The sequence below is a fragment of the Micromonospora sp. NPDC127501 genome (assembly GCF_040302185.1).
Lineage (GTDB): Bacteria > Actinomycetota > Actinomycetes > Mycobacteriales > Micromonosporaceae > Micromonospora.
The window spans coordinates 18383-43519 of record NZ_JBEORJ010000019.1; the positions used below are offsets into that span (position 1 = coordinate 18383).

The 25137-nt window shown below is 71.7% G+C and carries 25 protein-coding genes and 1 pseudogene; 14 read left to right on the plus strand and 12 right to left on the minus strand.

Translation table 11 applies throughout. The features are described 5' to 3' along the window. Positions 1–13 precede the first annotated feature (13 nt). From ABTW72_RS30500 to ABTW72_RS30515, 4 genes are all read right to left on the minus strand, one after another. Positions 14–643 (minus strand): TetR/AcrR family transcriptional regulator, encoded by a 630-nt coding sequence (locus ABTW72_RS30500; RefSeq protein WP_350864819.1) that lies wholly within the window; start codon positions 641–643, stop codon positions 14–16. A gap of 136 nt (positions 644–779) precedes the next feature. Next, a complete protein-coding gene (locus tag ABTW72_RS30505; protein ID WP_350864821.1) occupies positions 780–1682 on the minus strand; it encodes a Gmad2 immunoglobulin-like domain-containing protein in 903 nt (300 codons plus the stop codon). Next, positions 1679–3148 carry a sensor histidine kinase gene (locus ABTW72_RS30510; protein WP_350864823.1) on the minus strand — a complete coding sequence of 490 codons (1470 nt, stop codon included), beginning with the start codon at positions 3146–3148 and terminating at the stop codon, positions 1679–1681. Before ABTW72_RS30510 ends, ABTW72_RS30505 begins: the two co-directional genes overlap by 4 nt. A 15-nt stretch (positions 3149–3163) precedes the next feature. Beyond that, complete coding sequence (locus ABTW72_RS30515) at positions 3164–3844, minus strand: response regulator (RefSeq protein ID WP_350864826.1); 681 nt, start codon at positions 3842–3844, stop codon at positions 3164–3166. A gap of 167 nt (positions 3845–4011) precedes the next feature. On the opposite strand from ABTW72_RS30515, the gene ABTW72_RS30520 reads away from it, so the two are divergent. The 6 genes from ABTW72_RS30520 (at position 4012) to ABTW72_RS30545 (ending at position 8266) form a co-directional block, all read left to right on the plus strand. After that, the gene (locus tag ABTW72_RS30520) at positions 4012–4362 is read left to right on the plus strand and encodes an L-rhamnose mutarotase (RefSeq protein WP_350864829.1); all 351 of its coding nucleotides are present in this window, start codon (positions 4012–4014) and stop codon (positions 4360–4362) included. A gap of 223 nt (positions 4363–4585) precedes the next feature. Further along, positions 4586–5413 carry a peptidoglycan-binding domain-containing protein gene (locus tag ABTW72_RS30525; RefSeq protein ID WP_350864832.1) on the plus strand — a complete coding sequence of 276 codons (828 nt, stop codon included), beginning with the start codon at positions 4586–4588 and terminating at the stop codon, positions 5411–5413. A 254-nt stretch (positions 5414–5667) separates the two neighbouring features. Then, complete coding sequence (locus ABTW72_RS30530) at positions 5668–6081, plus strand: DUF6069 family protein (protein WP_350864835.1); 414 nt, start codon at positions 5668–5670, stop codon at positions 6079–6081. Between the two features lie 36 nt (positions 6082–6117). Next, positions 6118–6471 carry a YciI family protein gene (locus ABTW72_RS30535; RefSeq protein WP_350864838.1) on the plus strand — a complete coding sequence of 118 codons (354 nt, stop codon included), beginning with the start codon at positions 6118–6120 and terminating at the stop codon, positions 6469–6471. Positions 6472–6491: 20 nt separating this feature from the next. Further along, positions 6492–7691, plus strand: a complete 1200-nt coding sequence (locus ABTW72_RS30540) for an RNA polymerase sigma factor (protein ID WP_350864841.1) — start codon at positions 6492–6494, stop codon at positions 7689–7691. Next, on the plus strand, positions 7688–8266 hold the full coding sequence (locus ABTW72_RS30545) for a dihydrofolate reductase family protein (protein ID WP_350864844.1): 579 nt from the start codon (positions 7688–7690) through the stop codon (positions 8264–8266). Before ABTW72_RS30540 ends, ABTW72_RS30545 begins: the two co-directional genes overlap by 4 nt. 1 nt (position 8267) lies before the next feature. On the opposite strand, the gene ABTW72_RS30550 is transcribed toward ABTW72_RS30545, so the two are convergent. Both ABTW72_RS30550 and ABTW72_RS30555 read right to left on the minus strand, forming a co-directional pair. Continuing rightward, on the minus strand, positions 8268–9191 hold the full coding sequence (locus ABTW72_RS30550; protein WP_350864847.1) for an NADP-dependent oxidoreductase: 924 nt from the start codon (positions 9189–9191) through the stop codon (positions 8268–8270). Positions 9192–9201: 10 nt separating this feature from the next. Continuing rightward, entirely contained in the window at positions 9202–9840 is a 639-nt protein-coding gene (locus ABTW72_RS30555) for an HD domain-containing protein (protein ID WP_350864849.1), read from the minus strand. 146 nt (positions 9841–9986) lie between these two features. On the opposite strand from ABTW72_RS30555, the gene ABTW72_RS30560 reads away from it, so the two are divergent. Continuing rightward, positions 9987–10964, plus strand: a complete 978-nt coding sequence (locus tag ABTW72_RS30560) for a GlxA family transcriptional regulator (protein ID WP_350864852.1) — start codon at positions 9987–9989, stop codon at positions 10962–10964. Positions 10965–11025: 61 nt separating this feature from the next. Here ABTW72_RS30560 and ABTW72_RS30565 read toward each other — a convergent pair whose 3' ends face one another. Beyond that, positions 11026–11589 carry an AMIN-like domain-containing (lipo)protein gene (locus ABTW72_RS30565; RefSeq protein ID WP_350864855.1) on the minus strand — a complete coding sequence of 188 codons (564 nt, stop codon included), beginning with the start codon at positions 11587–11589 and terminating at the stop codon, positions 11026–11028. Between the two features lie 306 nt (positions 11590–11895). Between ABTW72_RS30565 and ABTW72_RS32760 the strand changes: the two are divergent. The 3 genes and pseudogenes from ABTW72_RS32760 to ABTW72_RS30575 form a co-directional block, all read left to right on the plus strand. Then, positions 11896–12303: pseudogene (locus ABTW72_RS32760) on the plus strand (snapalysin family zinc-dependent metalloprotease); the annotation flags it as partial. Between the two features lie 3 nt (positions 12304–12306). Then, a complete protein-coding gene (locus ABTW72_RS32765) occupies positions 12307–13011 on the plus strand; it encodes a S1 family peptidase (RefSeq protein WP_425271323.1) in 705 nt (234 codons plus the stop codon). 125 nt (positions 13012–13136) lie between these two features. Next, entirely contained in the window at positions 13137–13796 is a 660-nt protein-coding gene (locus ABTW72_RS30575) for a hypothetical protein (protein ID WP_350864861.1), read from the plus strand. Between the two features lie 13 nt (positions 13797–13809). Here the strand turns inward: ABTW72_RS30575 and ABTW72_RS30580 are convergent, their stop codons facing one another. After that, positions 13810–14640, minus strand: a complete 831-nt coding sequence (locus tag ABTW72_RS30580; protein WP_350864864.1) for a DUF3152 domain-containing protein — start codon at positions 14638–14640, stop codon at positions 13810–13812. A gap of 138 nt (positions 14641–14778) precedes the next feature. Between ABTW72_RS30580 and ABTW72_RS30585 the strand changes: the two genes are divergently transcribed. Both ABTW72_RS30585 and ABTW72_RS30590 read left to right on the plus strand, forming a co-directional pair. After that, entirely contained in the window at positions 14779–15279 is a 501-nt protein-coding gene (locus ABTW72_RS30585; protein ID WP_350864867.1) for a SigE family RNA polymerase sigma factor, read from the plus strand. Then, positions 15276–16034 (plus strand): hypothetical protein, encoded by a 759-nt coding sequence (locus ABTW72_RS30590; RefSeq protein WP_350864869.1) that lies wholly within the window; start codon positions 15276–15278, stop codon positions 16032–16034. Before ABTW72_RS30585 ends, ABTW72_RS30590 begins: the two co-directional genes overlap by 4 nt. Positions 16035–16048: 14 nt before the next feature. On the opposite strand, the gene ABTW72_RS30595 is transcribed toward ABTW72_RS30590, so the two are convergent. Further along, positions 16049–18826, minus strand: coding sequence for an ATP-binding protein (locus ABTW72_RS30595; RefSeq protein ID WP_350864872.1), 2778 nt, complete (start codon positions 18824–18826; stop codon positions 16049–16051). A gap of 204 nt (positions 18827–19030) precedes the next feature. Between ABTW72_RS30595 and ABTW72_RS30600 the strand changes: the two genes are divergently transcribed. Further along, positions 19031–20482: a M28 family peptidase gene (locus tag ABTW72_RS30600; protein ID WP_350864875.1), complete on the plus strand. Its 1452-nt coding sequence runs from the start codon at positions 19031–19033 to the stop codon at positions 20480–20482. 60 nt (positions 20483–20542) lie between these two features. Here the strand turns inward: ABTW72_RS30600 and ABTW72_RS30605 are convergent, their stop codons facing one another. Next, complete coding sequence (locus ABTW72_RS30605) at positions 20543–21241, minus strand: SDR family oxidoreductase (RefSeq protein WP_350864878.1); 699 nt, start codon at positions 21239–21241, stop codon at positions 20543–20545. A gap of 149 nt (positions 21242–21390) precedes the next feature. Between ABTW72_RS30605 and htpG the strand changes: the two genes are divergently transcribed. Beyond that, positions 21391–23319 (plus strand): molecular chaperone HtpG, encoded by a 1929-nt coding sequence (gene htpG, locus ABTW72_RS30610; RefSeq protein WP_350864880.1) that lies wholly within the window; start codon positions 21391–21393, stop codon positions 23317–23319. A 108-nt stretch (positions 23320–23427) separates the two neighbouring features. Here the strand turns inward: htpG and ABTW72_RS30615 are convergent, their stop codons facing one another. Beyond that, positions 23428–23793: a hypothetical protein gene (locus tag ABTW72_RS30615; protein ID WP_350864883.1), complete on the minus strand. Its 366-nt coding sequence runs from the start codon at positions 23791–23793 to the stop codon at positions 23428–23430. A gap of 122 nt (positions 23794–23915) precedes the next feature. Beyond that, on the minus strand, positions 23916–25103 hold the full coding sequence (dinB, locus tag ABTW72_RS30620; protein ID WP_350864886.1) for a DNA polymerase IV: 1188 nt from the start codon (positions 25101–25103) through the stop codon (positions 23916–23918). Positions 25104–25137: the final 34 nt, after the last annotated feature.

Below are 25137 nucleotides of genomic sequence, written 5' to 3' on the forward strand. Positions count from 1 at the left end.
GAATATCGGTGAATCAGGCCGGCGACGGACGGTCGTGCTGATAGCGGAGTACCGGGATCAGCACCTCGTCGACGACCTGGGTGAGGAACGCGTCATCGGCGGGTAGGCCGTGCGCGACGATGCGGGACATGGTGAGCGCGGGCGCCAGATCGTGGAACATCTCCCGCTCGCCGGCCTCCGGCGGGATCTCCCCGCGGGCGGCGGCCCGGACCAGGATGGCGGTGCTGGCCACCCGCCCGGCCGGCAGCACCTGGTGACGCACCAGCCGTTCCAGCTCGGGGTTGGTCCGCATGGCGAAGGTCAACGCCTGCATGAGGTCGCAGTCGGCCGTGCAGATCGCGGCCGTGGCCCGCAGCAGCTCGATCAGGTCGCCACGGAGGGAGCCGGTGTCGGGCGGGTTGTGGACACCCACCTGCCGGTCGCGCAGGGCGGCGACGACCAGCTCGGCCTTGCCGTCCCAGCGCCGGTAGATGGTGGCCTTGCTGACGTGGGCGCGGGCGGCGACGGCGTCGATGGTCATCCGGTCGAAGCCGACCTCGCGCAGGGTGTCGATGACGACGGTGAACAGGTCGCTGTCGGTGCAGCGCGGAGCCCGGGCTGCCGGCACCCCGGCACCCGCGCCCACCTGCTGACCACCCAGCATCCCGACCCCCCGCGAAACGATGTCGTACTGACCCTAGTTTGCGGTTGGCTGATCGTGCAGGCTTTCGTGAGTTGCCTCGCACTCAGCCGGCGAAACGATTACGTTTCCACCCGGGGTCCGGCGGGTGAACGGGTGGTCATCCGCCGGGGGCGAGGACCACCGGCACGGCCATGGTGTTGATCCGCGCGCCGTTCTCGGCGGACACCTCGTACACCTCGACCGTGCCCTTCTGTTCGCGGACCGTGCGCCAGCCGACCAGGACCCGGTAGCCACCCCGGCAGCCGCCGCCGCAACTGGCGGTGCCGAAACCGGTGGCCACCTCCCGACCGGCGGCGTCCAGCACCCTGACGCTCACCGTGGCCTCGAACACGGTGGCGGTGCCGGTGACGACGAGCGGGGCGGAGACGCGCTCGCCGGGGATCGGGCCGGTGACCACGATCGGTGGCAGCAGGTCCGCGTAGTCCGCCCGGTCGACCGGGGCCGCGCCGTCGAGGCGGACCTGACGCACGCTGGGGAACTGGGTGAGCGTCCACACCACCTGCGCCTCGCGCAGCCGCCGGGCGGCCGGGTCGCCGGCGGGCGGTACCCGCAGCGTCGCCACGCCGTCGACGATGCGGGTGACCTCGACACCGGCCGGAAGCAGGGTGATCATCCCGGTGGCGGCCTCGGCCGGGCTCGGCCCGGCGGCCAGTTCGGTCAGCGCCAGCCGGGACGTCGCGACAGTGGCCGGCCGGATGCGCCGGGTCGGCACGAGCAGCCCGGCGCGGACGTACCACAGCTCGATCGTCACCGGGTCCGGCCGGCGCGTGCCGGTGGAGGCCGGTGTCGACGGACCCGGCGGCCGGTTCGTGGGTAGTGGCACCGGTGCCGCGGCCCGGGTCGGGGTGGGTTCCGGGCGGTCGGTGGGTGCGACGCTCGGCGGCGGCGGCGCGGTGGGCGCCGGGCCGAGGTCACCGGAGCGGGGAGTGCCGCAGCCGCCGAGCAGGAGCGCCGCGACCAGCGCCGCTGCGCCCAGCCCGACCGGGCCGCGGCCGGTCATCCCGCACCGCCCGGCGTGCCGGCGGTACGCCCAACCGCACCCGGCTGGGCCCGGTCGTCCGGGTGCGGCACGTCACCGTGCGGGCCGGCGGGACCGTCAGCGGGCAACTCCAGCCGGAACCGGGTGCCCTCGCCCGGTTCGCTGCGCACGCTCAGCGCGCCACCGAGCAGCTCGGCGTGCTCCCGCGCGATGGCCAGCCCGAGCCCACTGCCCGGCACGGAGCGGGACGGATCGACCTGGTGGAACCTGTCGAACACGCGGGGCAGATGCTCGGCCGGGATGCCCGGCCCCTCGTCGGTGACCTCGAAGACGACCAGGGGGCCGGCGCCCGCCACGCTGGCCGTGATCTCGCCACCGCCGTGCTCGACCGCGTTGGCGACCAGGTTGGCCAGGACGCGCTCCAGCCGACGCGGGTCGGTGCGCGCCGCGACCGGATCACCGGTGACCCGCACCCGCGGCGACCAGCCGCGCGACGTGACGATGCCGTGCAGCAGCGCCAACGCGTCGACCGGCCCGACGGCCAACTGCTCCCGCCCGGCGTCCAGCCGGGAGATCTCCATCAGATCCTCGACCAACCGCCGCAGCCGGACCACGTCGCCGACCACGAGCCGGGCCGCCGGGCGGGCGTCGTCGGGCAGCTGGTCGAGGTGCTCGCGCAGCAGCGACGCCGCGGCCACCAACGCGGTCACCGGGGTACGCAGCTCGTGCGCGACGTCGGCGGTGAACCGCCGCTCGCGGGCCTGCGCGGCCGACAGCGCGGCGATCTTCGACTCCAGGGCCTCGGCCATCTCGTTGAAGGTCGCCGCCCAGACGCTGAACTCGTCGCGCCCGCGTACCGGCAGGCGGGTGGCGAGCAGGCCCTCGGTGAGTGCCCGGGCGGCCCGGCTGGCCCGGCCCACCGGCTCCAACGTGCGGCGGGCCAACGCATGACCCACCGCGGCGGCGAGCAACACCACGAGCACCCAGCCGGCCACCAGCGCGGTGCGTAGCTGACCCAGGTCGGTGGCGACGTCGTCCTCCACGGTGAGGACGTACAGCTCGGCGGTCGAGCCGGGAATGCGCCCACCGATCACCAGCAGCCGAGGCCGCTCCCTCGGGGCGGAACGCTGATAACCGAGCCGCCCGTCCGCGACGGCGGCCCGCAACGCGGTGCCCAGCACCGGGGCGTACGCGGGGTGCGAGGCACGGGTCGGGCCGTCGACGAGCAGCACGTGCCGACCGCTGGCCTCGAAGCTGGTGAGCAGTTCGGTGCTGCGCTGCTCGGTCAGCGGCAGGAACTGCCCAGCGAGAACGAGTTGGTAGCGGGCGTCGGCGGCGGCCTCGTGCAGCGACGCGTCCAACCAGGACTGCCGCAGCAGCAGCCCGGTCCCGCCGGCGAGCAGCCCGGCCGACACGCCGGCGACCAGCACGAACGCGATCGTCAGCCGGCGCCGCAGGCGGCCGGGGAACACCGCGCGTCCGGCCATCGCCGACCCCCCCCGTCAGCCCGTCGACAGTTTGTAGCCGGCGCCGCGTACGGTCCGGATCAGCCGTGGCTGCGCCGGGTCGTCCTCGACCTTCGCGCGTAGCCGTTGCACCGCCACGTCGACCAGTCGGGAGTCGCCGAGGAAGTCGTGGTTCCAGACCAGGTCCAGCAGCAGTTCCCGGGTGAAGACCTGACCGGGCCGGCGGGCCAGCTCCAGCAACAGGCGGAACTCGGTGGCGGTGAGCGCCACCTCTTGGCCGTGCCGGCGGACCGCGAAGCCGCCCGGGTCGATCTCCAGGCCGCCGACCTCGATGACGGTCGAGGGGGTTGGCACGCTCACCCGGCGCAGCACCGAGCGAACCCGGGCCACCAGCTCGGGCAGGTCGAAGGGCTTGCGCAGATAGTCGTCCGCGCCGCACTCCAGCCCGACCACCACGTCGATGGTGTCGGTGCGCGCGGTCAGCATCAGGATCGGCACCTGGCTGGTCCGCCGGATCTCCCGGCAGACCTCCAGACCGTCCAGACCCGGCAGCATGATGTCGAGCACGATGAGGTCGACCGGATGGGCGCGGAACGCGGCCAGGGCCTGCCGCCCGTCGACTGCGGTGTCGACCCGGAAACCGGCGCGGCGCAGACCGAGGGCGGTGACCTCCCGGATCGAGAAGTCGTCCTCGACCACCAACACGCGGCCCTCCATCATCCGAGGGTAGACCCGGCGCCACAGTGCGTAGTCCTGGCGAAACGGCCGACATCGGCGGCCGGCTGGCCCCCTCCGGGCCCGGTCCAACCGCTACCTTCAGGTGCCTTGGGCGCACCCCTGAACCAGCTCACACGAAAGGGCACGACGTGAAACGTCATGGCTGCGTGATCCGACTCCGCCCCGAGCAGCGGGAGACCTACCTGCGGTTGCACGCCGCCGTCTGGCCGAGCGTGGAGCAGACGCTGCGCGAGGCGAACTTCCGCAACTACACCATCTTCCTCCACGACGATCTGCTCTTCGGCTACTACGAGTACGTGGGTGACGACTACGAGGCCGACCTGCGGCTGATCGCGGCGGACCCACAGACGCAGGAGTGGTGGAAGCTGACCGACCCGTGTCAGGAGTCGATCGCCGAGCCCGGATCGGGGGACTGGTGGGCCCCGATGCGTGAGGTCTGGCACCTGGCCGACGAGGCTGTCGAGCAGGCACCCGACCCGACCCGCTCTGGCAACTAGCCGGCACGGAGCGGGAACGGCGGCCCCACCGACCTGCGACGGATGTCGGTCGGACGGGCCGGCCACTGGACGGTTGATGCCGGCCGGTCCCGACCGCCCAGGTCGGCCGGCGGAAGGCGATCCGGTGGACCTTCGTACGCCCAGCGGGGTGACAACTCAGCTCTCACATTGAAGACTAGCTTCATTCGGATTCATGGATTGGTCAATATCCTACGGAGGAAGCGTGCTCACGAGAAGGAAGCTGCTCGTCGCCGCCGGCGCGGCCGTGGTCGGCGCCGTACCGCTGGCCGGCTCGGCCGTGGCCGCGTTGCCGCAGCTGGACATGGAGGCGCTGATCAAGGCGGCGCAGATCGACCCGCGTCGGCCGGACACCGCGCTGACCGAGGGGGCCAGGGACAGCGTCCTGCTGGTCGAGCGCGCACTCCAGGCGAGGGGGCTGCTCTCGTCGGCGTACGTCGACGGTCATTTCGGCACCAGCACGATCGCCGCGTACGCCGCGTACCAGCGGTCGCTGGGCTACACCGGTCTCGACGCCACGGGTCTTCCGGGCCCGTCGTCGCTGCGGTCCCTCGGTGAGGGCCGGTACACGGTGGTCAGGGCGATCTCGCCCGGCAGTGTGGTGACACTGCGCGGTGTGCAGGTCAACACGCGCACCAGGTCGATGCTGTTCGAGGCCGAACGCCTGCTCGGCCGCCAGCTCGGCATCACGCAGGGCTCGTACAGCAGCGGTGTGGGCGCCTCCGCGGGCACGCACGACGGCGGCGGCGCGCTCGACCTCTCGGTCAGCGGTCTCTCCTCGGCGGTCCGAACGGACGTGCTGCGTCGACTGCGCACTGTGGGCTTCGCCGCATGGCTGCGGACGCCGGCCCAGGGGGACTGGGGTTACCACATCCACGCCATCGCCCTCTCCGACACCGACCAGTCGACAGGTGCGCAGAACCAGGCCGGCGACTATTACCTCGGTCGTAACGGCCTGGCCAACCGGGGCGTCGACGATGGGCCGGCGGTCAGCCCGAAGCGGACCTGGGAGGAGTACCAGCGCACGCTCTGAGGCCTACCGCCTACGTGCACTACTGACGGCCTGGCCTGCGGCACCGCACGCCGAGCGGCGTGCGGTGCCGTGGCCGGTCGAGCTGCGAGAATCGGTGACGGCTCGTCCGCTATGTCCCGAGACTCCGTCGTCTCACGCCGCAGTCGAAACTCGTCGACAAAATTCTGGGCGTGCTGTCGATTGGGAGCGGTTCAGTTCGTAGCCCTGGTGAGAGCCCGGCATCACGACGGGCCGTACACCTACTGGAGGGCACGATGACCGCCACTGCCAACACGACCCATGCCACCGCTTCGACAGTCGGTGCGGTGGTTCGGACCGGTGTCGCCGCCACGGCCGCCGCGAGCGCCGCCACCATGGCCGTCGCCGCCGGCGGCCACGTGGCCGGAATCAGCCTCGAACTGGGCGGCGCCCCGATCCCCGTGACGGGGTTCGGCGTGCTGACCGCCGTCTTCTCGATGATTGGCGTGATCATCGCCGCGTCGCTGGCGCGTTTCGCCCGGCGCCCCCGGCTCACGTTCGTCCGCACGACAGTGGTCCTGACGGTCCTGTCCCTGGTGCCGGACGTGATCGCCGACGCTGGGGCGGCCACCAAGGCGCTGCTGATGCTCACCCACCTGGTCGCGGCCGCGATCGTGATCCCCGCCGTCGCGCGCCGCCTGGCCGCCTGACCTGTTCCCGTCCCACCGAGCTACCGGAGGATCGTCATGAAGCAGTACCTGCTGTCAGTGCACTTCGTCGAGGGCGCGCCGACGCCGTCCGACGAGGAGACGCAGACCATGTTCAGGGAGACCGGCCGGATCAACGACGACATGCAGGCCGCGGGCGCCTGGGTCTTCGGCGGGGGACTCACCTCGCCGGACAGCGCCACCGTCGTCCGGGTCGAGAACGGCACCACCGCCATGAGTGACGGGCCGTTCGCCGAGACGAAGGAGCACATCGCCGGGTTCTGGGTCATCAAGTGCGAGGACCTGGATGCGGCGCTGGCCTGGGCCGAGAGGTGCGCGGCGGCCTGCGGCCCGGTCGAGGTGCGCCCCTTCGACGACCTGTCCCAGGCCTGACCGGCAGCCGGTCTCCCGACATGGACCTGGCGAGCATCTACCGCGCGGAGTACGGCCGCTGCGTCGCCACCCTGGCCCGCCTCCTCGGTGACATCAACCTCGCCGAGGAGGCCGTCCAGGACGCCTTCACCACGGCGCTGCAGAAGTGGCAGGCCCTGCCGCCGAACCCGGGGGCCTGGATCGTGACCACCGCACGCAACCGTGCCGTCGACCGTCTTCGCCGGGAGTCGACCCGCGAGGCCCGGCACGCCCAGGCCCTGCTGCTGTATCACCAGGATGAGCCCTCGGAGGTGGGACCGGTGCGGGACGACCAGCTGCGACTCATCTTCACCTGCTGTCACCCGGCACTGGCTCCGGAGGCGCGGACGGCTCTCACCCTGCGCCTGCTGGGCGGCCTCGAAGTACCGGAGATCGCCCGTGCCTACCTGGTCCAGGAGGCGACCGTCGCCCAGCGGATCGTGCGCGCCAAGAAGAAGATCCGCGACGCCGCCATCCCGTACCGGGTGCCGGCCGAACATGAGCTGCCGGACCGGCTGCCGCCCGTCCTCGCGGTGCTCTACCTGATGTTCAACGAGGGCTACGCGTCCACCGCCGGCCCGTTGATCAGAACCGACCTGTGCGCCGAGGCGATCCGGCTGGCCCGCGAACTCGCCACGTTGATGCCCGACGAGCCAGAGGTCCTGGGCCTGCTCGCCCTGCTGCTGCTGACCGAGGCGCGCCGCCCGGCCCGGCTCGGCCCGACCGGCGACCTGGTGCTGCTGGCCGACCAGGACCGGTCACTGTGGAACCGGCCGCTCATCGCCGAGGGCCATGACCTGGTCCGCCGATGCCTGCGCCGTAACCGGCCCGGCCCGTACCAGATCCAGGCCGCGATCAGCGCTGTGCACACCGACGGCGCCGCCACCGACTGGCCGCAGGTCCTGGCACTGTACGACCAGCTCCTCGCTCTCGCGCCAACCCCGGTCGTGGCGCTCAACCGTGCGGTCGCCGTCGCCGAGGTGCACGGACCGGCGGTGGCCCTCGCCGCGTTGGAGGGCGTCGACCTCCCGAGCTATCACCGGCTGCCGGCCACCCGGGCCGAACTGCTCGCCCGGCTCGGACGCAACGACGAGGCCCGAGCCGCCTACGACCAGGCCGCGGCGCTGGCCACCAACGAGACCGAGCGGGCCTACCTGCAGACCCGTCGTACCGAACTCACCCGTGAACGGAGAACATCATGACCGCTACCTACACCGTCGACGTCTTTTCCAGCCTCGACGGCTTCGGCACCACCAGCGGCAACTGGGGCGGCTACTGGGGAAAGCAGGGCCCCGAACTGCTCGCGCACCGCCTGTCCGTGTACAGCGCGGAGCAGCGCATGGTCTTCGGGGCCAACACGTACCGGGTGTTCGCGCAGATGCTGGCCGCGAGCACCGAGGAGTCCGATGTCCGTGACGCCTGGGTGACCCAGATGAGGAACCTGCCGGCGACCGTGGTGTCGAACACGCTGGAAGGCCCTCTCGACTGGCCGGACGCGACCGTCGTGCGCGGTGACGCGGTCGACGTCGTCGCCCGGCTCAAGGAGGAGTCCGCCGTGCCCCTGCGATCGCACGGCAGCCTGTCGTTGAACCGGGCGCTGATGGCCGCCGGCCTGGTCGACCTCGTCCAGGTGACGCTCTTCCCGGTGATCACCGGACAGACCGGCACCGAGCCGATCTTCCAGGGAGCGGCCGACTTCGACCTGGAGTTGATCGAGAGCCGGACCCTCGACGGTCGCACCCAGGAGCTCGTCTACCGGCCCACCCCGCACGTCTGACTCACTGTTCGTCGGCGACCTGGATGATCGTCTTGCCCGGTGCGCGCTGGTGACGGGCGAACGCCGAGGCCGTTTCGTGCAGCGGCCGGACGCCGCCGATGATGGGTTTGAGCCGTCCGCTCCGCAGACGCTGGGCGAGGTCCATCAGCCGGACGCGATCAGGCTCGACGACGAAGAAGACGGCTCGCCCGTCCTTCGGCGCAACGGTGGGCGGCGCGGCGATGGTGACGACGGTGCCGCCCGGGCGTACCAGGTTGGTCGACCGCTGAAGGATGTCGCCGCCGATGACGTCGAGCACCACGTCCACCTCGCCGACCTGGTGCAGCTCGTCGGCGTCCAGGTCGACGAAGGTCTGCGCGCCGAGGGCGAGCGCGAGGTCACGGTCGTCGGCTCGGCCGGTGCCGATCACGTGGGCGCCCACCTCCCGGGCGAGTTGAACGGCGATCGAGCCGACGCCGCCCGCGGCACCGTGAATCAGGACGGTCTGGCCCGGCGCGAGGTGAGCGTGGTCGAACAGTGCCTGCCATGCGGTCAGTCCGGAGATGGGCAGCGCCGCGGCCACGGCGTGATCGATGTCGGCGGCGAGCGGAGCGAGGTTGCGAGCCTCCACCGCGGTGTACTCGGCCAGGGATCCGTTGCGCGCCCAGTCGGTCAGCCCGAACACCCGCTGGCCCACGGTGAGCCCGGTTGTTCCGTAACCGAGTTCGACAACGACTCCGGACAGCTCGTGCCCGGGGATGCTGGGTGTCCGGTCGTGGCCGGCGCGATCGGTCCACGTCGCCGGCCAGTCGAGTTCGCCGGGGGTGAAACCGGCGGCGTGGACGCGCACGATGACGTCGTTCTCCGCGGCATGGGGGTACGGCATGTCGGTCAGGGTGAGCCCGCCGACACCCGCGTCACGGTCGCGTACGGTGATCGCTTCCATGGGCGTCCAATCAACTCGGCCAGGGCGAACCGACGATGCGTTCGACCGTCGTCACGCGCTGGAAGCCGGGAATGAAGTGTTCGAGGATGTCGGAGTTCACGGTGCCGTTCGTGGTCTCCGGGCGGTTCTTCAGCCCGTCGACATGGGCGCGCAGGAACTCGTTCTTGAAGTCCCCTCGTGGGTGGGCGGCGAGGATGTCGCCCAGTTGATCGTGTTCCAGCCCGTCCAGGCCGAGGCCGAGCACGTCGGTCAGGACGCCGAGGTAGGTGGTCGCGATCTCCGGGCCCATCCGGTCGGGAATGCCCGGCGAGGTGTGCAGCGCGATCGCCGTCCACACGGTCTCGGCGGCGGCGGTCGAGAAACCCTGGCCCAGAAGGAACGCGCGCGCGTGGTCGGCGCCGTCGATCTCGAAGCGCTGCTCGACGTCGGAAAACGGGGTCAGGAGGCCGGTGTCGTGGAACATGGCCGCCAGGTAGAGCAGCTCCGGGTCCGGTTTCACGCCGAGCCTGCGAGCGTGAATCAGGCCGAAGAGGAAGACGCGCCGGGAGTGGTGGTAGATGACCGGTCTGGTGGTTTCCCGGATGTGCCTGGTCGCTGCGGCTACCGCCGCCGTCTCAGGAATCTCCAGCCCCCCGATGACCTCTGACATGTCCTCCGACCTTTCCGGCAGTGGGCGACGTGCTGACGTCCTCCATGCTGCCCACCGATCGTTCTACGCCGCCGCCCTCGTCCGGCCAGGAATCCCTCATATCCGGACACGGTTCGCGGTCGGTAACGGCGTGCTACCAATGAGCGGTGCTGAACACCGGTCCGCATCGCGTCGCGATCTTCGTCTACGACGGGGTGACGTTGTTGGATGTCGCCGGTCCGGCGGAGGTGTTCAAGGAGGCGAACCGCTTCGGCGCCGACTACCGGATCGTCCTGTTGTCGCCGACCGGGGCGGATGTCACGTCAAGTCTCGGGGTTCGGATAGCGGTTGACGGTGCCGTTTCTGCCGAGCCCGCCTTCGACACGCTCCTGGTGGCCGGGTCCGACCACTATCCGCGCGCCCAGGTGCCCGCGGACCTGGCCGACGCCGTACGCCTACCGGTGGCGGTGGCGGGAAGGGTCGCCTCGATCTGCACCGGGGCGTTCGTGCTCGCCGCCGCCGGTGTCCTCGACGGCAAGCGTGCGACCACGCACTGGCAGGTCGCGCACGAGCTCGCCGCGCGCTACCCAGCGTGCCGCGTCGAGCCGGACGCGATCTACGTTCGCGACGGCACCACGTACACCTCGGCAGGGGTGACGGCCGGTATCGACCTGGCGCTCGCGCTGGTCGAGGAGGACCACGGGCCCGACCTGGCGCGCGACGTCGCACGCGCCCTGGTGGTGTACATGCAGCGTGCGGGCGGCCGGTCCCAGTTCTCGGCGCCTCTGCAGGGACCGCCGCCCCGCTCGGCGGCGCTTCGGACGATCACCGACGTGGTGACGGCGAACCCCCGTGGGGAGCACTCGCTCACCGAACTCGCCAAACACCTCAACGTGAGCACCCGGCAGCTCACCCGGCTCTTCCACGACGAGTTGTCCACCACGCCGGCCCGCTACGTGGAGAACATCCGCTTCGACATGGCGAGGGCGTTGCTCGACCAGGGCCACACCGCGACGCGGGCCGCGACCCTCGCCGGTTTCCCCAGCTACGAGAGCATGCGACGGGTCTTCGCCCGGAAGCTGTCGATCAGCCCCGCCGCCTACCAACGCCGGTTCGCTACTGCTCGCCGCGCCCAGCCGGGCTAGTGCCTCGCTTGGCCGTCCGCCTCCACCTCGGCGGACGGCCAAGCGGACCGGCCGGTTCCGATCACCACTGGTGGGCGACGTCGAGCACCACCCGGCTGTGGGTGCCGGGACCGGCGAGCACGAGCACCCGGAACGGCAACCGCGCCCGTACGCCGACGGCGAAGGTGCTGTAGCCCTCGAAGCTGCCGCCGAACACCACGTCGCGCAGCGTCGGGTAGCGCAGCAGGTTCCCCACGTGCTCGCCGACCGCGAAGGGCACGGTGCCCAGGTGGTCGTCGTCGTACGCCGGGGCCCGCAGTGAGACCCGCAGCAGCGCCCCGCCGGCGGTGTACGGCGACAGCGCCAGCCCTTCGCCCTCGGTCCACGTCTCGCCGTAGCCGATCGCGTAACCGTCGACCGGACCATTGAACTCGAACACCACCCGGTCGTAGCAGTCGTGCCGGCCGGTCCGTACGTCGACCAGCGGGGCGCCGCTCAGCGCGCCGGCGGTCTTCTCCCCGCTGCCCCAGGTGATGCCGCAGTACGCCGCTCCGGTCGTGGTGCCCGCGGCGGTGCTGCTGCCGGCGCTGGCGACCAGCCCGGCGAGGACGACCGCCAACGCGGTCAGTGCGCTCCTGATCCTCATGGTGGTTTCTCCGTTCGGTACCGGGGTCACGTCGCGGCGGCGCTGCCGGTGACCCTCTGCCGCCACCGTCGTCCTGCCCCGACACGGGCGCTTCGCCGCGGCGTAACCACCAGGTAACAGCCTCCACGTCGCCGGTATGACGCTTCCGCTATGCCGAACATCGATCGCCGTCACATTAACATCTACGTGCATCGATGACCCGGGGCCGACGGCCGCCGGACGACCGCAGGGGAGTACCCGATGTTCCGAGGACAACTGAGACGCGCGGCGCTGGCCATGCTGGTGGCGATCCTGGCGGCGGCCGGGATGCAGCTCGCCACCGGTACGCCGGCCGCCGCCGTTCGAACCGTCTACTACGACGCGAGCCGGACCGGCGAGTTCCGCACCAACTTCGACCAGGCGGCGCAGATCTGGAACAGCCGGGTCAGCAACGTCCGACTCCTGGCCGGCACCCCGGCCAGCATCACCATCTACGTCGACGACGGCTGGCCCCGCGCGCAGCCGACCGGTCTCGGCTCGGGCCGGATCTGGATGGGCCGCACGGCCGTCAACCAGGGCTACGACCGCACCCGCATCGCCACCCACGAAGTCGGCCACATCCTGGGCCTGCCGGACCGGCGCACCGGCCTCTGCTCCGACCTGATGTCCGGCAGCAGCGCACCGGTCTCCTGCCGCAACGCGAACCCCAGCGCGGCCGAGGCGAGCCGGGTGAACTCGCTGTTCGCCGGCACCCTGGCCGCACCGGCCAGCACGACGTACACCTGGAACGGCGCATCGGACATCAGCCCGCTGGTGGTCGGCGGCCGACCGGCCACGGAGAACTACCCCTTCATGGTGTACGTCTCCGGCTGCACCGGCACGCTGATCAAGGGCAACTGGGCGGTCACCGCCAAGCACTGTTCGACGCCGTCCTCGGTGCGGGTGGGCAGCATCAATCGTTCCAGCGGCGGGACGGTGGTGCGGGTGACCCGGGCGGTGAACCACCCGAGCGTCGACGTCAAGCTGCTGCAACTGGCCAGCTCGGTCACGTACGCGCCGGCCCCGATCCCGAGCACCTCCGGCGCGGTCGGCACCGCCACCCGGATCATCGGCTGGGGCCAGACCTGCGCCCCGCGGGGCTGCGGTTCGGCCCCGGCCGTGGCCAACGAACTCGACACGTCCATCGTGGCCGACAGTCGGTGCTCCGGCATCAACGGCCCGTACGAGATCTGCACCAACAACACCAACGGCAACTCCGGCGCCTGCTACGGCGACTCGGGTGGTCCGCAGGTGCGCCGGGTCAACGGAGTGTGGAACCTGATCGGCGCGACGAGTCGGGCCGGCAACAACAACTCCACCTGCGCCACCGGCCCGTCCATCTACGTCGACCTGCCGTCGATCCGATCGTGGATCTCCACTCAGGTGGGTGGCCTGCCGGTCTGACCATCAGCGACGTCGCGGGCGGGGACGAGAGCCAGACACGTCCCCGCCCCGGTGTGCCGGTGTCACCCACGCGATCCCACAATGCAGTACGGTGCGTGGCATATCGGCACATCGGAGGTGGCGTCATGCCTACCGTCGTCGTTCTCGCGCTGACCCTCGCCCTCGCACCCGCGCCGTCTCCGTCGGCAACCTCCAACCCGCTCGGTGACATCGTCGGCGGCGTCGGTCGGATCGTCGACGACCTGCTCGGTGGCGACACGCCGACTGCCGCTCCCACGCCGAGCGACGCCCCCACCGGGCCGGCCACGCCGAGTCGGCCACCGGTCGTCGGTCGGCCCAGTCCGGCGGAACCCACCGCGATTCCCAAGCCCGCCGGGTCGGCGGGCGGTGGTGTCCCCGCACCCGCAGCACCCGATCGCCGCACCGCTGGCGAGGGCACCGGTACCCGCGAGTCCGTCGTGCCGCCGCGCGACGGCGACACCCCCGCCCCGATCGCCCCGCCGGCGCTCGCCAACCCCACCCGCAATGCCTGGCCACCCGCGTCGTACCTGCTGGTCGTGGCGGTCCTCGCGGTGCTGGCGCTGCTGCTCCTGCGCCGCCGGGCCCCGGCTCCCGCCGCCGCCGTGCCCGGGCCGGACCCCGGACCCGTACCGGATTCGGGCCCGGAGCGGGATTCCGGCCCGGTCCCGGACAACATCAGCCGATTGCCGACCAGCCTCAACGCCATCTACGAGATGGGCCGGCAGGACGAGCGCCTCGAACAGGAGCGCCGCCGGCGAACCTGAGGGCACGCCGTCCTCACGACGCCGGGTAGGCGCCCTCACGCCGGGGGATCGCGTCGTCGTACGCACCGACCGGCCCGCTGTGGCGGGTCTTGCCCTTCGGGTACGGCCAGGCGTTCGCGGTGCAGCCGTGCAGGCCCAGCGTCTGCTGCTGCATCACCGGCGCCGGCCGGCCCCGCCCGGGGCACCGCTCGTGGCCGTACCCGAGTTTGTGCCCCACCTCGTGGTTGACCATGTACTGCCGGTAGGTCTCGAGGGTCGCGCCGTAACCCGGCACCCCCTTGACCCAGCGCGCCACGTTGAGCACCACCCGGCCACCGTTGCGGCAGGAGGTGTAGGCGTCCGGTACGTCCTGGCAGAGGGTGTCGCGGGTGCCGGGAGTAGCCAGGTAGATGGTGAAGTCGGTCGGTTCGCCGGCACCGACCCGGCGCAACCGCCACGCCCCGCCCGCCGTCCACCCGCGTGGGTCGTTCAACGTCGTGGTGATCGCCGTGGCGATGTCCTTCGCCCGCAGGCCCCGGATGTCGCGCTCCACGGCGACCCGGTAGCGCAGCAACCGGCCGGCCGTCGCTCGCCCGGGGGTCGTCTCGCCGGGCGCCACCGACCAGCGGTTACCGCCGGTGGCCGGGTAGCTGACCGGGATGACCGGCGCGGAACTGGGTCGGACCTCGACGGCCCCGGTCGGCCGACCGCCAGGTGTCGCCGGCCCGTTGGGCAGCCCTCCGGCGGCCACCGGGTCGGTGGCGGGTTGCCCGGCGGCGGGCAGGCCGCATCCGGTGAGCAGCGCCACCACCAGCAGTGACGCCATCGATGCGGTGCCCCAGCGGCGGGTAGCCTTCGTCGACATGTCTCTCCCCTCGCGCGTCGCTCGGCGGCGGCGCGGAGGAGAAGACGGGTGACCGTGGCGAAAAGTTGATGTGACCCAGGGCTCAACCTTCTGCCGGCCTCACCCGTCTCTAGCTCTGTGGCACGGGGAGGGTTCGCGGTGGCGCGGGGTGACGCGGATTTCGTCGAGTTCGCGCGGGCGGCGTCCGCGCGACTGGTGCACGCCGCGTTCCTGATGACCGGTGACCACCACCAGGCCGAGGACGCCGCGCAGACCGCACTGGTGCGCACCTACGCGTCGTGGTCGCGAATCCACGACGACGACGCCTACGGGTACGCCCGCCGCACGCTGGTCAACCATCTGGTCGACGGGTGGCGACGGCCGATGCGGGAGTACCCGACCGACGAGGTGCCGGAGCAGCGGCGTGGCGACGTGGCCGACGACGTGGCCACCCGGCGCTGGTTGATCACCATCCTCGGTGCCCTCAGCCCTCGGGAGCGCGCCATCGTCGTCCTGCGTTACTACTTCGACCTGCCGGAGGCGCAGGTGGCCCGGGAACTCTCCGTATCCGTCGGCACGGTCAAGAGCACCAGTTCACGGGCGCTGGAGAAGCTGCGCAGCGCCACGCCCCGCACGGCCGATGAGGAGGCGCGCCGATGAGCGAGCTGGACCGGCTCCGCCAGGCCATGCGGGCGACCGAGCGCCCCGACGCCGTGCTCGACCTGGACACCGTGATGCGCGAGGGACGCCGGTTGCGTACCCGTCGGCGGGTCGCCGGAGCCGGGGCGGCGACGCTCGCGACCGGCCTGGCCGCCGTGGTCGTGGTGGTGGCGGTCGGCGCGTCCGGGCCCGGCGATCCGGCGCCGACCGAGCACCCACCGCCGGTCGCCGTCGCTCCACCGTCGGTCGGTGTCTCGCCGTGGGCGGACAAGTCGCTGGGCCCCACGCCACCGCCGACGGTGGGCCGCGACGAGCCGCCACCGAAGCCGCTGGGCCAGATCGTGGACAGCGGGGTGCGGCACGGCGCCGAACGTCGGGTCTACTACTTCGTCCCGGTGTCCGTGCCCGGCGAACCCAAGGTGTCCATCGGACTGGCCGCCGGTCGCCAGGCTCCGGACGGCTCGTTGAGCACCGACATCCTGGTCAACGACGTGGAGGGCAGCGACCGCAGCGCCGGATTCCACCAGATCGGCTACGACGAGCGCTTCGCCGCGCCGGTGCCCACCTTCGGTTACTTCGTCGGCCCCGCCAAGCGGATCACCGGCACCGTCGACGGTCGGCAGGTCGACGCCCGGGTGGCGCCATGGAGTGGCGACAAGCAGGTGCTGATCTTCTGGTTCGACCCGGCGTTGCTCACTCCGGGGGAGCAGCTGGACGGCATCATCGCCCGCGACGCCAGCGGCCGCCGACTCTGACGCGCCGCCGGCGCTCAGGCCAGTCGCCGCTCGATGGTCACCGTCGTCCCCTCGGCGGTGGAGACCAGCCGCACGTCGCCGTAGGCGTTCATCAGCAGCGCGCCGCGTCCCCGGTCCATCGCCGGCCGGCGGTCCCGCCAGGTGCCGAAGTCCCGTACCGCGATCCGGATCAGGCCGCCACCCACCTGGACCCGCACCCGCACCTCCGGGCGGCTGGGCCGCTGCGCGTGCTCGACGGCGTTGTTCACGGCCTCCGAGGCGGCGAGCAGGAGATCTTCCAGCACGTCCGGGTCGACGTCCAGCTCGCCCAGTGCGCCCCGGACGTCCCGACGCATCGCCGCGGCGGAGGTGGGTGCGGACGGGTACGTCCAGCCGACGTCCAGGAGGTCGCCCAGCCCGACCGGCTCGGCCGGCGCCTGCACGACCACTGACGCGTCGCGGACGGGTTCGACCGCCGGGGTCGGCGGAACGGGGCCGACCGGGGCGGTTCGTGCCGGGGGAGCCGCGGCAGCTACCGTCGCCGGGTCGCCGCCGATCACCGCGGCGGGGGTACGGTCGCGGGCTCGGCGGATGCTGGCCCGGATCCGGGCGATCAACTCGGCCGCGGCGAACGGTTTCACCAGGTAGTCGTCGGCGCCCAGGCTCAGGCCCTCCACGCTGGCCTCCCCACCGGCGCGGGCGGAGAGCACCAGCACCGGCAGCGTCCGGGTCGTCGGGTCGGCGCGTAGTCGACGCACCAGGTCGAAGCCGTCCAGCACCGGCATCATCACGTCGGTCAGGACCAGGTCGGGCAGATCACGGTGGATCTCGTCGAGGGCCTGCCGGCCGTCGGTGACGGCCCGCACCCGCCAGCCCTGCCCGGTGAGCAGCCGGGTGAGGTACGCCCGCATGTCGGCGTTGTCGTCGGCGAGCAGGATCCGGACCCCGGCCAGATCGTCCGTGGCCGGCCCGGCCGCGGGGTCGGGCTCGGTCAGCGCGTCGTCCGGTTCGGTGAGCCAGCCCATCGCCTCCTCGACGGCGGCGCGGGCCGCGTCACCCCGCCCGTCCACCGCCGGCCCGGTGACCGCGGTGCGATGCGCCGCCGACCAGGGCAGCGCCACGGTGAACCTGCTGCCGACGCCCACCTGGCTGGTCACGCGCACGTCGCCGCCCTCCAGCCGGGCCAACTCGTGCACCAGGGCCAGGCCGATGCCCGTGCCCTCGTGACTGCGCGAGCGCGCTCCCCGCACCCGGTGGAAGCGTTCGAAGAGCTTCGGCAGGTCCCGTTCCGCGATGCCGATGCCGGTGTCCGCGACGGTGAGGCGCACCTCCTCGTCGTCGGCGTCGAGGGTGACCCGGATGCGGCCGATGAACGTGTACTTCAGCGCGTTGGAGAGCAGGTTCGTGACGATGCGTTCCCAGTTGACCGGGTCGACCGCGACCGGCCGGGGCAGCGGTGGGCAGCTCACCTCGAGAGTCAGCCCGGCCCGCTCGACGGCGGCCCGGAACACCCCGGCGAGCTCGGCGGTCAGCGCGGCCAGATCCACCAACCGGGCGTCGCTGCGCGCCCGCCCGGCCTCCAGGCTGGAGAAGGTGAGCAGACTGTTGACCAGCGTCAACAGTCGGGTGGCGTTACGCCAGCCGGTCTCCACCCGCTCCCGCTGCACCGCCGCCAACGGCGCGGTGGTATCGGTGAGGGCATCGGTCAGCGGGCCGAGGATCAGGGTCAACGGGGTACGGAACTCGTGGCTGACGTTGGCGAAGAAGTCGGTCTTGACCCGGTCCAGTTCCGCCATCGCCTCGATCCGGCGCCGCTCCTCCTCGTACTCCTGGGCGTTGCGCAACGCCACGGAGATCTGCTGGGCGAGCAGTTGGTGGAAGGAGCGGTACGCCTCGTCGAGCCCTCGGCTGGGGCTGACCCCGGCGAGCAGGACGCCGAGCGGCTGATCCTCGTCGGCGGAGGGCAGCGGCAGCGCCAGGGCGGTGCGGACCGGGTCGTTCCACGGGCCCGCGGGCAGCGGCAGCCGGTCGGCGACGTCGGTCACCTGGGTCGCCCGGCCCTCGGCGGCGTCCGCCAGCCCCCAGGCGTACGCGGGCGGGCCCGGGTCGGCCAGCTCGACGGCGTCCGGCAGGGCCCGAGCGTGCCCCTGGTCGCCGCCGGTGCAGGCGACCCGGCGCAGCGCCGTGCCGTCGCGCAAATAGATGGCGGCGAACGGCACGTCCAGGGGGTGGCCGTCGATCACGTCGATCAGCCGAGCGCCGGTGGCGTCCACGTCGACGGTTCGCCCGTCGCCGAGCACGGACAGGTCGCGCAGAAGACGGAGCCGGCGTTCGCCGACCACCTGCTGGGTGACCTCGCTGCACACGGTCAGTACGCCGACGGTGCGGCCGTCGTCGTCGCGGGCCGGGGCGTGCGAGACGCTGAAGTACGCCTCCTCGCGGTAGCCGGCCCGCTCCAGCAGCAGTTGCAGCGCGGGGACCCAGCTGGCCACCCCGGTCGCCATGGCCTCCTCGATCAGCGGGGCGAGCACGTGCCAGCCCTCGGCCAGCGTCACCCGGACGTCGTCGCCGAGCGCGGCGGGGTGCTTGTCGCCGATCAGCGCCGAGTACGCGTCGTTGTAGAGCTGGGAGTAGCTCTCGCCCCAGAGCAGCAGCATGGGATACCGGGAGGAGAGCACCATCCGGACGGCGGCGCGCAGGCTCTGCGGCCATCCGCCGACCGGGCCCAGCGGGGTGTCGGCCCAGTCCAGCTGTGCCATCAACCGCCCGGTGTCGCCGCCGCCGACGAACAGGTCAATGCTGGGTCGTGTCACGCTCGATCCGACCCCATCGCAAGCCCCCGTTCCGGGCCCGACGACCCCTGCCGCGTTACCTACCCATCCTGACACCTCTACTCACCTGTGCCGACGCCGGTACCCACCGTCGAACCGGCGGCGGTTCGGGACGAACGACCGATGCTCAGTAAATAGATATCTGTCAGTGTCTCGGGTATCTCTCTCCGACCCCGAGGAGCCCCCATGAGAGGCAGAACGCTGAGCGCGGGAATCGCGCTCGCCGTGTTCGCCGGGATGACGGTGCCGCTGGCCGCCCAACCGGCGGCCGCGTCATCTCCGACCGCCACGACGGTGACCCGGCCGATCGCCGCGTCCGCCGCCGCGTTGGCCGCGCCGGACATCTCCATCACCAACGTCCAGGCGCACCTGACCCAGTTCAACGCCATCGCCACCAGCAACGGTGGCAACCGACGGGCCGGCTCGGCCGGCTACACCGCCTCGCTCAACTACGTCAAGACCAGGCTCCAGTCAGCCGGCTACACCGTCAGCGAGCAGTACTGCTCCAGTTGCCGGTATCCCTCGAACAACCTCATCGCCGAGTGGCCCGGCGGCCCTGCCGACCAGGTGGTCATGTTCGGCGCGCACCTGGACGGCGTCTCGGCCGGTCCAGGCATCAACGACAACGCCACCGGCTCGTCCACCCTGCTGGAGAACGCCCTCGTCCTGGCGGCGCAGAACCCGACCATGACCAAACGGGTGCGGTTCGCCTGGTGGACCGACGAGGAGCAGGGGCTCAACGGCTCCCGGTTCTACGTCAACTCGCTCAGCGCCACCCAGCGCGGCTACATCAAGGGTTACTACAACTTCGACATGGTCGGCTCGACCAACGGCGGCTACTTCATCAACCGGGTCACCTCGACCACGGCGGCGCCGCTGAAGGCGTACTGGGACTCGTTGGGCCTGCAACCGGAGGAGAACGTCGAGGGCCAGGGCCGTTCCGACGACTACTACTTCCAGCAGGCCGGCATCCCCACCTCGGGTTACGCCGCCGGCGCCAGCGCCCGCAAGACAAGCGCCCAGGCCGCCAAGTGGGGCGGCACCGCCAACTCCGCGTACGACCCGTGCTACCACCGGTCCTGCGACACCACCGCCAACGTCAGCGCCACAGTGCTGAACCGGGCGGCCGACGGTGTCGCGTACGCGCTGTGGCAGCTCGCCGTGGGCGGCGGCACCCCGACCTGCACCGGCGGCCAGGTGGTCGGAAACGGTGGCTTCGAGAGCGGCAGCACGCCGTGGACCGCGTCCTCCGGCGTGATCACCAACGCCAGCGGCCAGCCGGCCCGGACCGGGTCGTACAAGGCGTGGCTCAACGGGTTCGGCACCACCCGCACCGAGAGTCTGTCGCAGTCGGTGACCCTGCCGGCCGGCTGCGCCACGTACACGCTGTCGTTCTGGCTGCACATCGACACCGCCGAGACCACCAGCTCCACGGCGTACGACCGACTCACCGTGCAGGCGGGTTCGACCACGCTGGCGACGTACTCGAACCTCAACGCCGCCACCGGTTACGTGCAGCGCAGCCTCAACATGGCCGCGTTCGCCGGGCAGACGGTGACGCTGCGGTTCACCGGCACCGAGGACTCGTCGTTGCAGACCACCTTCGTGATCGACGACGTGACGTTGCAGGCGAGCTGACCGCGTACCCGAGAAAGGGCCGCCACCGGTCTCGCCGGTGGCGGCCCGTCGCGTCGTGGGTCAGGGGAGCTGTGGGTAGAGAGCCGCGACGCCACCGGCCAACCCCGCCTGCACCTGGCGGCTGAGGTCGTCGGCGACGATCTCGTACGAGTCGGCCTCGATGCCGTCCACGCCGATGCGGGCGATCGACGCCGGGTCGGACTTCGGGCCGGTGACGTCGGCGGCCATGTCGGTGTCCAGGTAGCCGACGTGCAGGCCGGCGACCCGGACGCCCCGGTCGGCGAGTTGGACGCGCAGCACGTTGGTCATCGCCCACTCGGCGGACTTGGCGACGCTGTAGGCCGGGTGGATCGGGGAGCCGAACCAGGAGAGCACGGAGAGCACGTTGAGGACCGTTCCGCCCCCGTTGCCGGCGATGACCGGCGCGAACGCCCGGATCGTCGACAGGGTGCCGATGTAGTGGGTCTCCAGCTCCAGCCGGATGAGGTCCAGGTCGCCGTCGAGCAGGTTGGTCCGGGTGTCGATGCCCGCGTTGTTGATCAGCAGGTTCACGCCGCCGGCCAGCTCGGCGGCGGCGGACACCGAGGCGGGGTCGGTGATGTCGAGGCGGACCGGCGTCACGCCGGGTAGGTCGACGCTGTCGGGGTTGCGGGCGCCGGCGTAGACGGTGGCGCCCCGGGCGAGGAGTTCGGCGGCCAGGTGCCGGCCGAGGCCACGGTTGGCGCCGGTGACGAGGGCGGTGCTTCCAGCGATCTTCATGGCGGTGACGCTATCCGACCTGACTTCTGTGCGCCAAAGTCAGCTATGTCACGGCGGCGATTGGCCGAATCGGGAATAGGACCCGGACGCGCCCACACCCCGACCCGTGACGACTCGTATCCTTTCCGCGAACCTCCGCACGAGCCGAGATGGGAGACGGTGTGAGCAACCAGGCCGAAACGTTGGAATTCCAGGCCGAGGCGCGTCAGCTCCTCCAGTTGGTGGTCCACTCGATCTATTCGAACAAGGACGTCTTCCTGCGGGAACTCATCTCGAACGCGTCCGACGCACTGGACAAGCTCCGGCTGGCCACCCTCGTCGACAAGGACCTCGTCGCCGACACCGACGACCTGCACGTCGCCCTGGAGATCGACCGCGACGCCCGCACCCTCACCGTGCGCGACAACGGCATCGGGATGACCCGCGACGAGGTCGTCCAGCTGATCGGCACGATCGCCAAGTCGGGCACCGCCGAGCTGCTGCGCCAACTGCGCGAGTCCGCCGACGCCCACGCCAAGCAGGACCTCATCGGCCAGTTCGGCGTCGGCTTCTACGCCGCGTTCATGGTCGCCGACCGGGTCACCCTGCTGACCCGCAAGGCCGGCGAGACCGGCGGCACCCGCTGGGAGTCCACCGGCGAGGGCACCTACTCCATCGAGGCGGTCAACGAGGCGCCGCAGGGCACCACGGTGACGCTGCACCTCAAGCCGGCCGACACCGAGGACAACCTGCACGACTACACCGCCGAGTGGACGGTCCGCGAGATCGTCAAGCGCTACTCCGACTTCATCGCCTGGCCGATCCGGATGAGCGTCGAACGCCCCGGCGCCGACGGTGAGGCCGCCACCCGTGAGGTGCAGACCCTCAACTCGATGAAGGCGCTCTGGGCGCGGCCCCGCGACGAGGTCGACGCCGCCGAGTACAACGAGTTCTACAAGCACGTCAGCCACGACTGGGCCGACCCGCTCGAGGTCGTGCACATGAAGGGCGAGGGCACCTTCGAGTACGAGGCGCTGCTCTTTCTGCCCAGCCACGCCCCACTGGACCTGTTCTCCCCACAGGGCCGCCGTGGCGTCCAGCTCTACGTCAAGCGCGTCTTCATCATGGACGACTGCGAGGCGCTGGTCCCGACCTACCTGCGCTTCGTCAAGGGCGTCGTCGACGCGCACGACCTGTCGCTGAACATCTCCCGGGAGATCCTCCAGCAGGACCGGCAGATCCAGATCGTCCGCCGCCGCCTGGTCAAGAAGGTCCTCGCCACGGTCAAGGACCTCAAGGCCAACCACGCCGAGCGCTACCGCACCTTCTGGACGGAGTTCGGCGCGGTGGTCAAGGAAGGGCTGATCGACGACACCGACAACCGGGACACCCTGCTGGACATCCTGTCGGTGGCCTCCACCAACGACCCGGCCGAGCCCACCGACCTGGCCGGCTACGTGTCGCGGATGAAGGACGGCCAGAGCGACATCTGGTACGCCACCGGCGAGTCCCGGGCCGCCATCGAGAACTCTCCGCACCTGGAGGCGTTCCGGGCCAAGGGGCACGAGGTGCTGCTCCTCACCGACCAGGTCGACGAGGTGTGGGTCGAGCGGGTCGGCACGTACGACGGTCGGCCACTGCGCTCGATCGCCAAGGGCGAGATCGACCTGGACACCGACGAGGAGAAGCAGCAGGCCGAGGCCGAGCGCGAGCAGCAGCGACAGGAGTTCGCCGGGCTGCTCGACTGGCTGGGGACCACCCTCACCGACAGCGTCCGCGAGGTTCGCCTGTCGTCGCGGCTGACCACCTCACCGGCCTGCGTCGTCGGGGACGCCCACGACCTCACTCCGACCCTGGAGAAGATGTACCGGGCGATGGGGCACGAGATTCCCACGACCAAGCGGATCCTGGAGATCAACCCCGGTCACCCGCTGGTGTCCGGGCTGCGCAAGGCCCACGAGCAGGGCAGCGACCCCGCCGCCCTGACCGAGACCGCCGAGCTGCTGTACGGCCTGGCGGTGCTCGCCGAGGGCGGTGAGCTGACCGACCCGGCCCGCTTCACCCGGACGCTCGCCGACCGGCTGGCGCGCACCCTGTAACAGCTGGTTCAGTTCCGTCGGCGGCGCGGCCGCTGACCGTCGACACGCGAACGCTCGGCCGGATCAACCGGCCGAGCGTTCGCGCGTGTGACGACTCGTGCGCGACGGTCAGGCCGCGGAGGCGGCCTTCGCGCCCCGGTGCGACGCCACCGGGCCGGCGTTCCAGCCCCAGCGGGGGGCCGGCACCGCCGCGTCGCTGCGCCCGTCCGTGTCGACGTCGTCGCTGTCGGCTCCGTCGATGGTCACCTCGACGGAGCGGGGAGTGCTGCGGGCCAGTCGCAGTGAGTGCTCCGCGCCGGTGCGGGCCGCGCACGGCCAGGACTGCCCGGCGCACTGGAGGTTGCGGCACCGGCCCTCGTCGTCCGGCTCGTGTGCGCTCAGCACGTCGATCGCCAACTGCCACAGCAGCGGGTCGGTCACGTCGTGCGGACGCTCGGCGGTACGACTCGGTCGGTTGCTGGTGTCGTCGGACATGGTGGGCCCCCCTCGTCAGGCTGTACCCCCCAAGGGTCACCCGTCAGCCGCCGGCTAAACCGCCGACCTGCTGTGATGTGTCGCTGATCGCAGCTCGCCCGTGGACGCCGCACGCTTATCGGTCAGTCCGGCAGAAGCGGCATCTCCACGCCCGGCTCCCGGCCGAGCAACACCGCCCGCGTGAGCGCCGCTGATCCGAACCGGTCGCGGACCGCGTCGACCGCAGCGTCCAGATGGGACCCTGGGTCCGGCTCGAACGGCAGCTCAGGCTGGACCGGATTGTCATCGAGGTTGCCCACTGAGACACCGATCAGAGTGATGCCCCGGCGATCGATCTCGGACAACGCCGCGCGTAGCAGCGCACGCGCGGCGGCGAGCAGTGGCGTCGTGTCCGCCGTCGCCTTACCCACCGTGTGCGAGCGGGTCGCCCGGGTGTAGTCGCCGAAGCGCAGCCGCAACACCACGGTGCGGCCGGACCGCCCGGCCGTCCGCATCCGCCGGCTGACCCGGTCGACCAGGCCGGCGAGGATGGCGTCCAGTTCCGTCGAGGCGTGCGGGCTGCGACTCAGCGCGTGCTGCGCGCCCATCGAACCGCGCCGCCGCCCCACCTGCACCGCCCGGGGGTCGCGATTGTGCGCCAGCGCGTGCAGGTGCCGGCCGGCGCCCGCACCGAGCAACGACACCAGCGCCGCCTCACCGAGGCGGGCCACCTCCCCGACGGTACGGATCCGACGTTCGCGCAGCTTCGCGGCCGTGACCGGGCCGACGCCCCAGAGTCGTTCCACCGGCAGCGGGTGCAGGAACGCCAGCTCGGCGTCCGGTGCGACCACCAGCAGGCCGTCCGGTTTCGCCACGCCGCTGGCCACCTTGGCCAGGAACTTCGTGCGGGCCACCCCCACCGTGATCGGCAGGCGGACCCGGTCGCGGACCTCCCGGCGCAGTCGTTCGGCGATCTCGGCCGGTGGCCCGATCAGCCGCCGCAGACCCCCCACGTCGAGGAACGCCTCGTCGATGGAGAGCCCCTCGACCAGCGGCGTGGTCTGCCGGAAGATCTCGAAGACCGCGCGGCTCGCCGCCGTGTACGCCGACATCCGCGGCGGCACGACGATCGCGTCCGGACAGAGCCTTCGCGCCTGCTGGCCGCCCATCGCGCTGCGGACGCCCCGCGCCTTCGCCTCGTAGCTGGCCGCGAGCACCACCCCGCCGCCGACGATGACCGGCCGCCCACGCAGGCGCGGATCGTCACGCTGCTCGACCGACGCGTAGAACGCGTCCAGGTCGGCGTGCAGGATGCTGGCGCCGGACGACACGTACACATGTTCGCATGGCGTCCGGCTGGTGCGG

Coding starts and splice junctions, on each gene's coding strand:
- ABTW72_RS30555 (WP_350864849.1), bottom strand. CDS start 9,840: ATGTCAGAGGTCATCGGGGGGCTGGAGATTCCTGAGACGGCGGCGGTA.
- ABTW72_RS30575 (WP_350864861.1), top strand. CDS start 13,137: ATGCCTACCGTCGTCGTTCTCGCGCTGACCCTCGCCCTCGCACCCGCG.
- ABTW72_RS30535 (WP_350864838.1), top strand. CDS start 6,118: ATGAAGCAGTACCTGCTGTCAGTGCACTTCGTCGAGGGCGCGCCGACG.
- ABTW72_RS30615 (WP_350864883.1), bottom strand. CDS start 23,793: ATGTCCGACGACACCAGCAACCGACCGAGTCGTACCGCCGAGCGTCCG.
- ABTW72_RS30530 (WP_350864835.1), top strand. CDS start 5,668: ATGACCGCCACTGCCAACACGACCCATGCCACCGCTTCGACAGTCGGT.
- ABTW72_RS30600 (WP_350864875.1), top strand. CDS start 19,031: ATGAGAGGCAGAACGCTGAGCGCGGGAATCGCGCTCGCCGTGTTCGCC.
- ABTW72_RS30565 (WP_350864855.1), bottom strand. CDS start 11,589: ATGAGGATCAGGAGCGCACTGACCGCGTTGGCGGTCGTCCTCGCCGGG.
- ABTW72_RS30505 (WP_350864821.1), bottom strand. CDS start 1,682: ATGACCGGCCGCGGCCCGGTCGGGCTGGGCGCAGCGGCGCTGGTCGCG.
- ABTW72_RS30545 (WP_350864844.1), top strand. CDS start 7,688: ATGACCGCTACCTACACCGTCGACGTCTTTTCCAGCCTCGACGGCTTC.
- htpG (WP_350864880.1), top strand. CDS start 21,391: ATGGGAGACGGTGTGAGCAACCAGGCCGAAACGTTGGAATTCCAGGCC.
- ABTW72_RS30550 (WP_350864847.1), bottom strand. CDS start 9,191: ATGGAAGCGATCACCGTACGCGACCGTGACGCGGGTGTCGGCGGGCTC.
- ABTW72_RS30590 (WP_350864869.1), top strand. CDS start 15,276: ATGAGCGAGCTGGACCGGCTCCGCCAGGCCATGCGGGCGACCGAGCGC.
- ABTW72_RS30540 (WP_350864841.1), top strand. CDS start 6,492: ATGGACCTGGCGAGCATCTACCGCGCGGAGTACGGCCGCTGCGTCGCC.
- ABTW72_RS30605 (WP_350864878.1), bottom strand. CDS start 21,241: ATGAAGATCGCTGGAAGCACCGCCCTCGTCACCGGCGCCAACCGTGGC.
- ABTW72_RS30580 (WP_350864864.1), bottom strand. CDS start 14,640: ATGTCGACGAAGGCTACCCGCCGCTGGGGCACCGCATCGATGGCGTCA.
- ABTW72_RS30500 (WP_350864819.1), bottom strand. CDS start 643: ATGCTGGGTGGTCAGCAGGTGGGCGCGGGTGCCGGGGTGCCGGCAGCC.
- ABTW72_RS30510 (WP_350864823.1), bottom strand. CDS start 3,148: ATGGCCGGACGCGCGGTGTTCCCCGGCCGCCTGCGGCGCCGGCTGACG.
- ABTW72_RS30515 (WP_350864826.1), bottom strand. CDS start 3,844: ATGGAGGGCCGCGTGTTGGTGGTCGAGGACGACTTCTCGATCCGGGAG.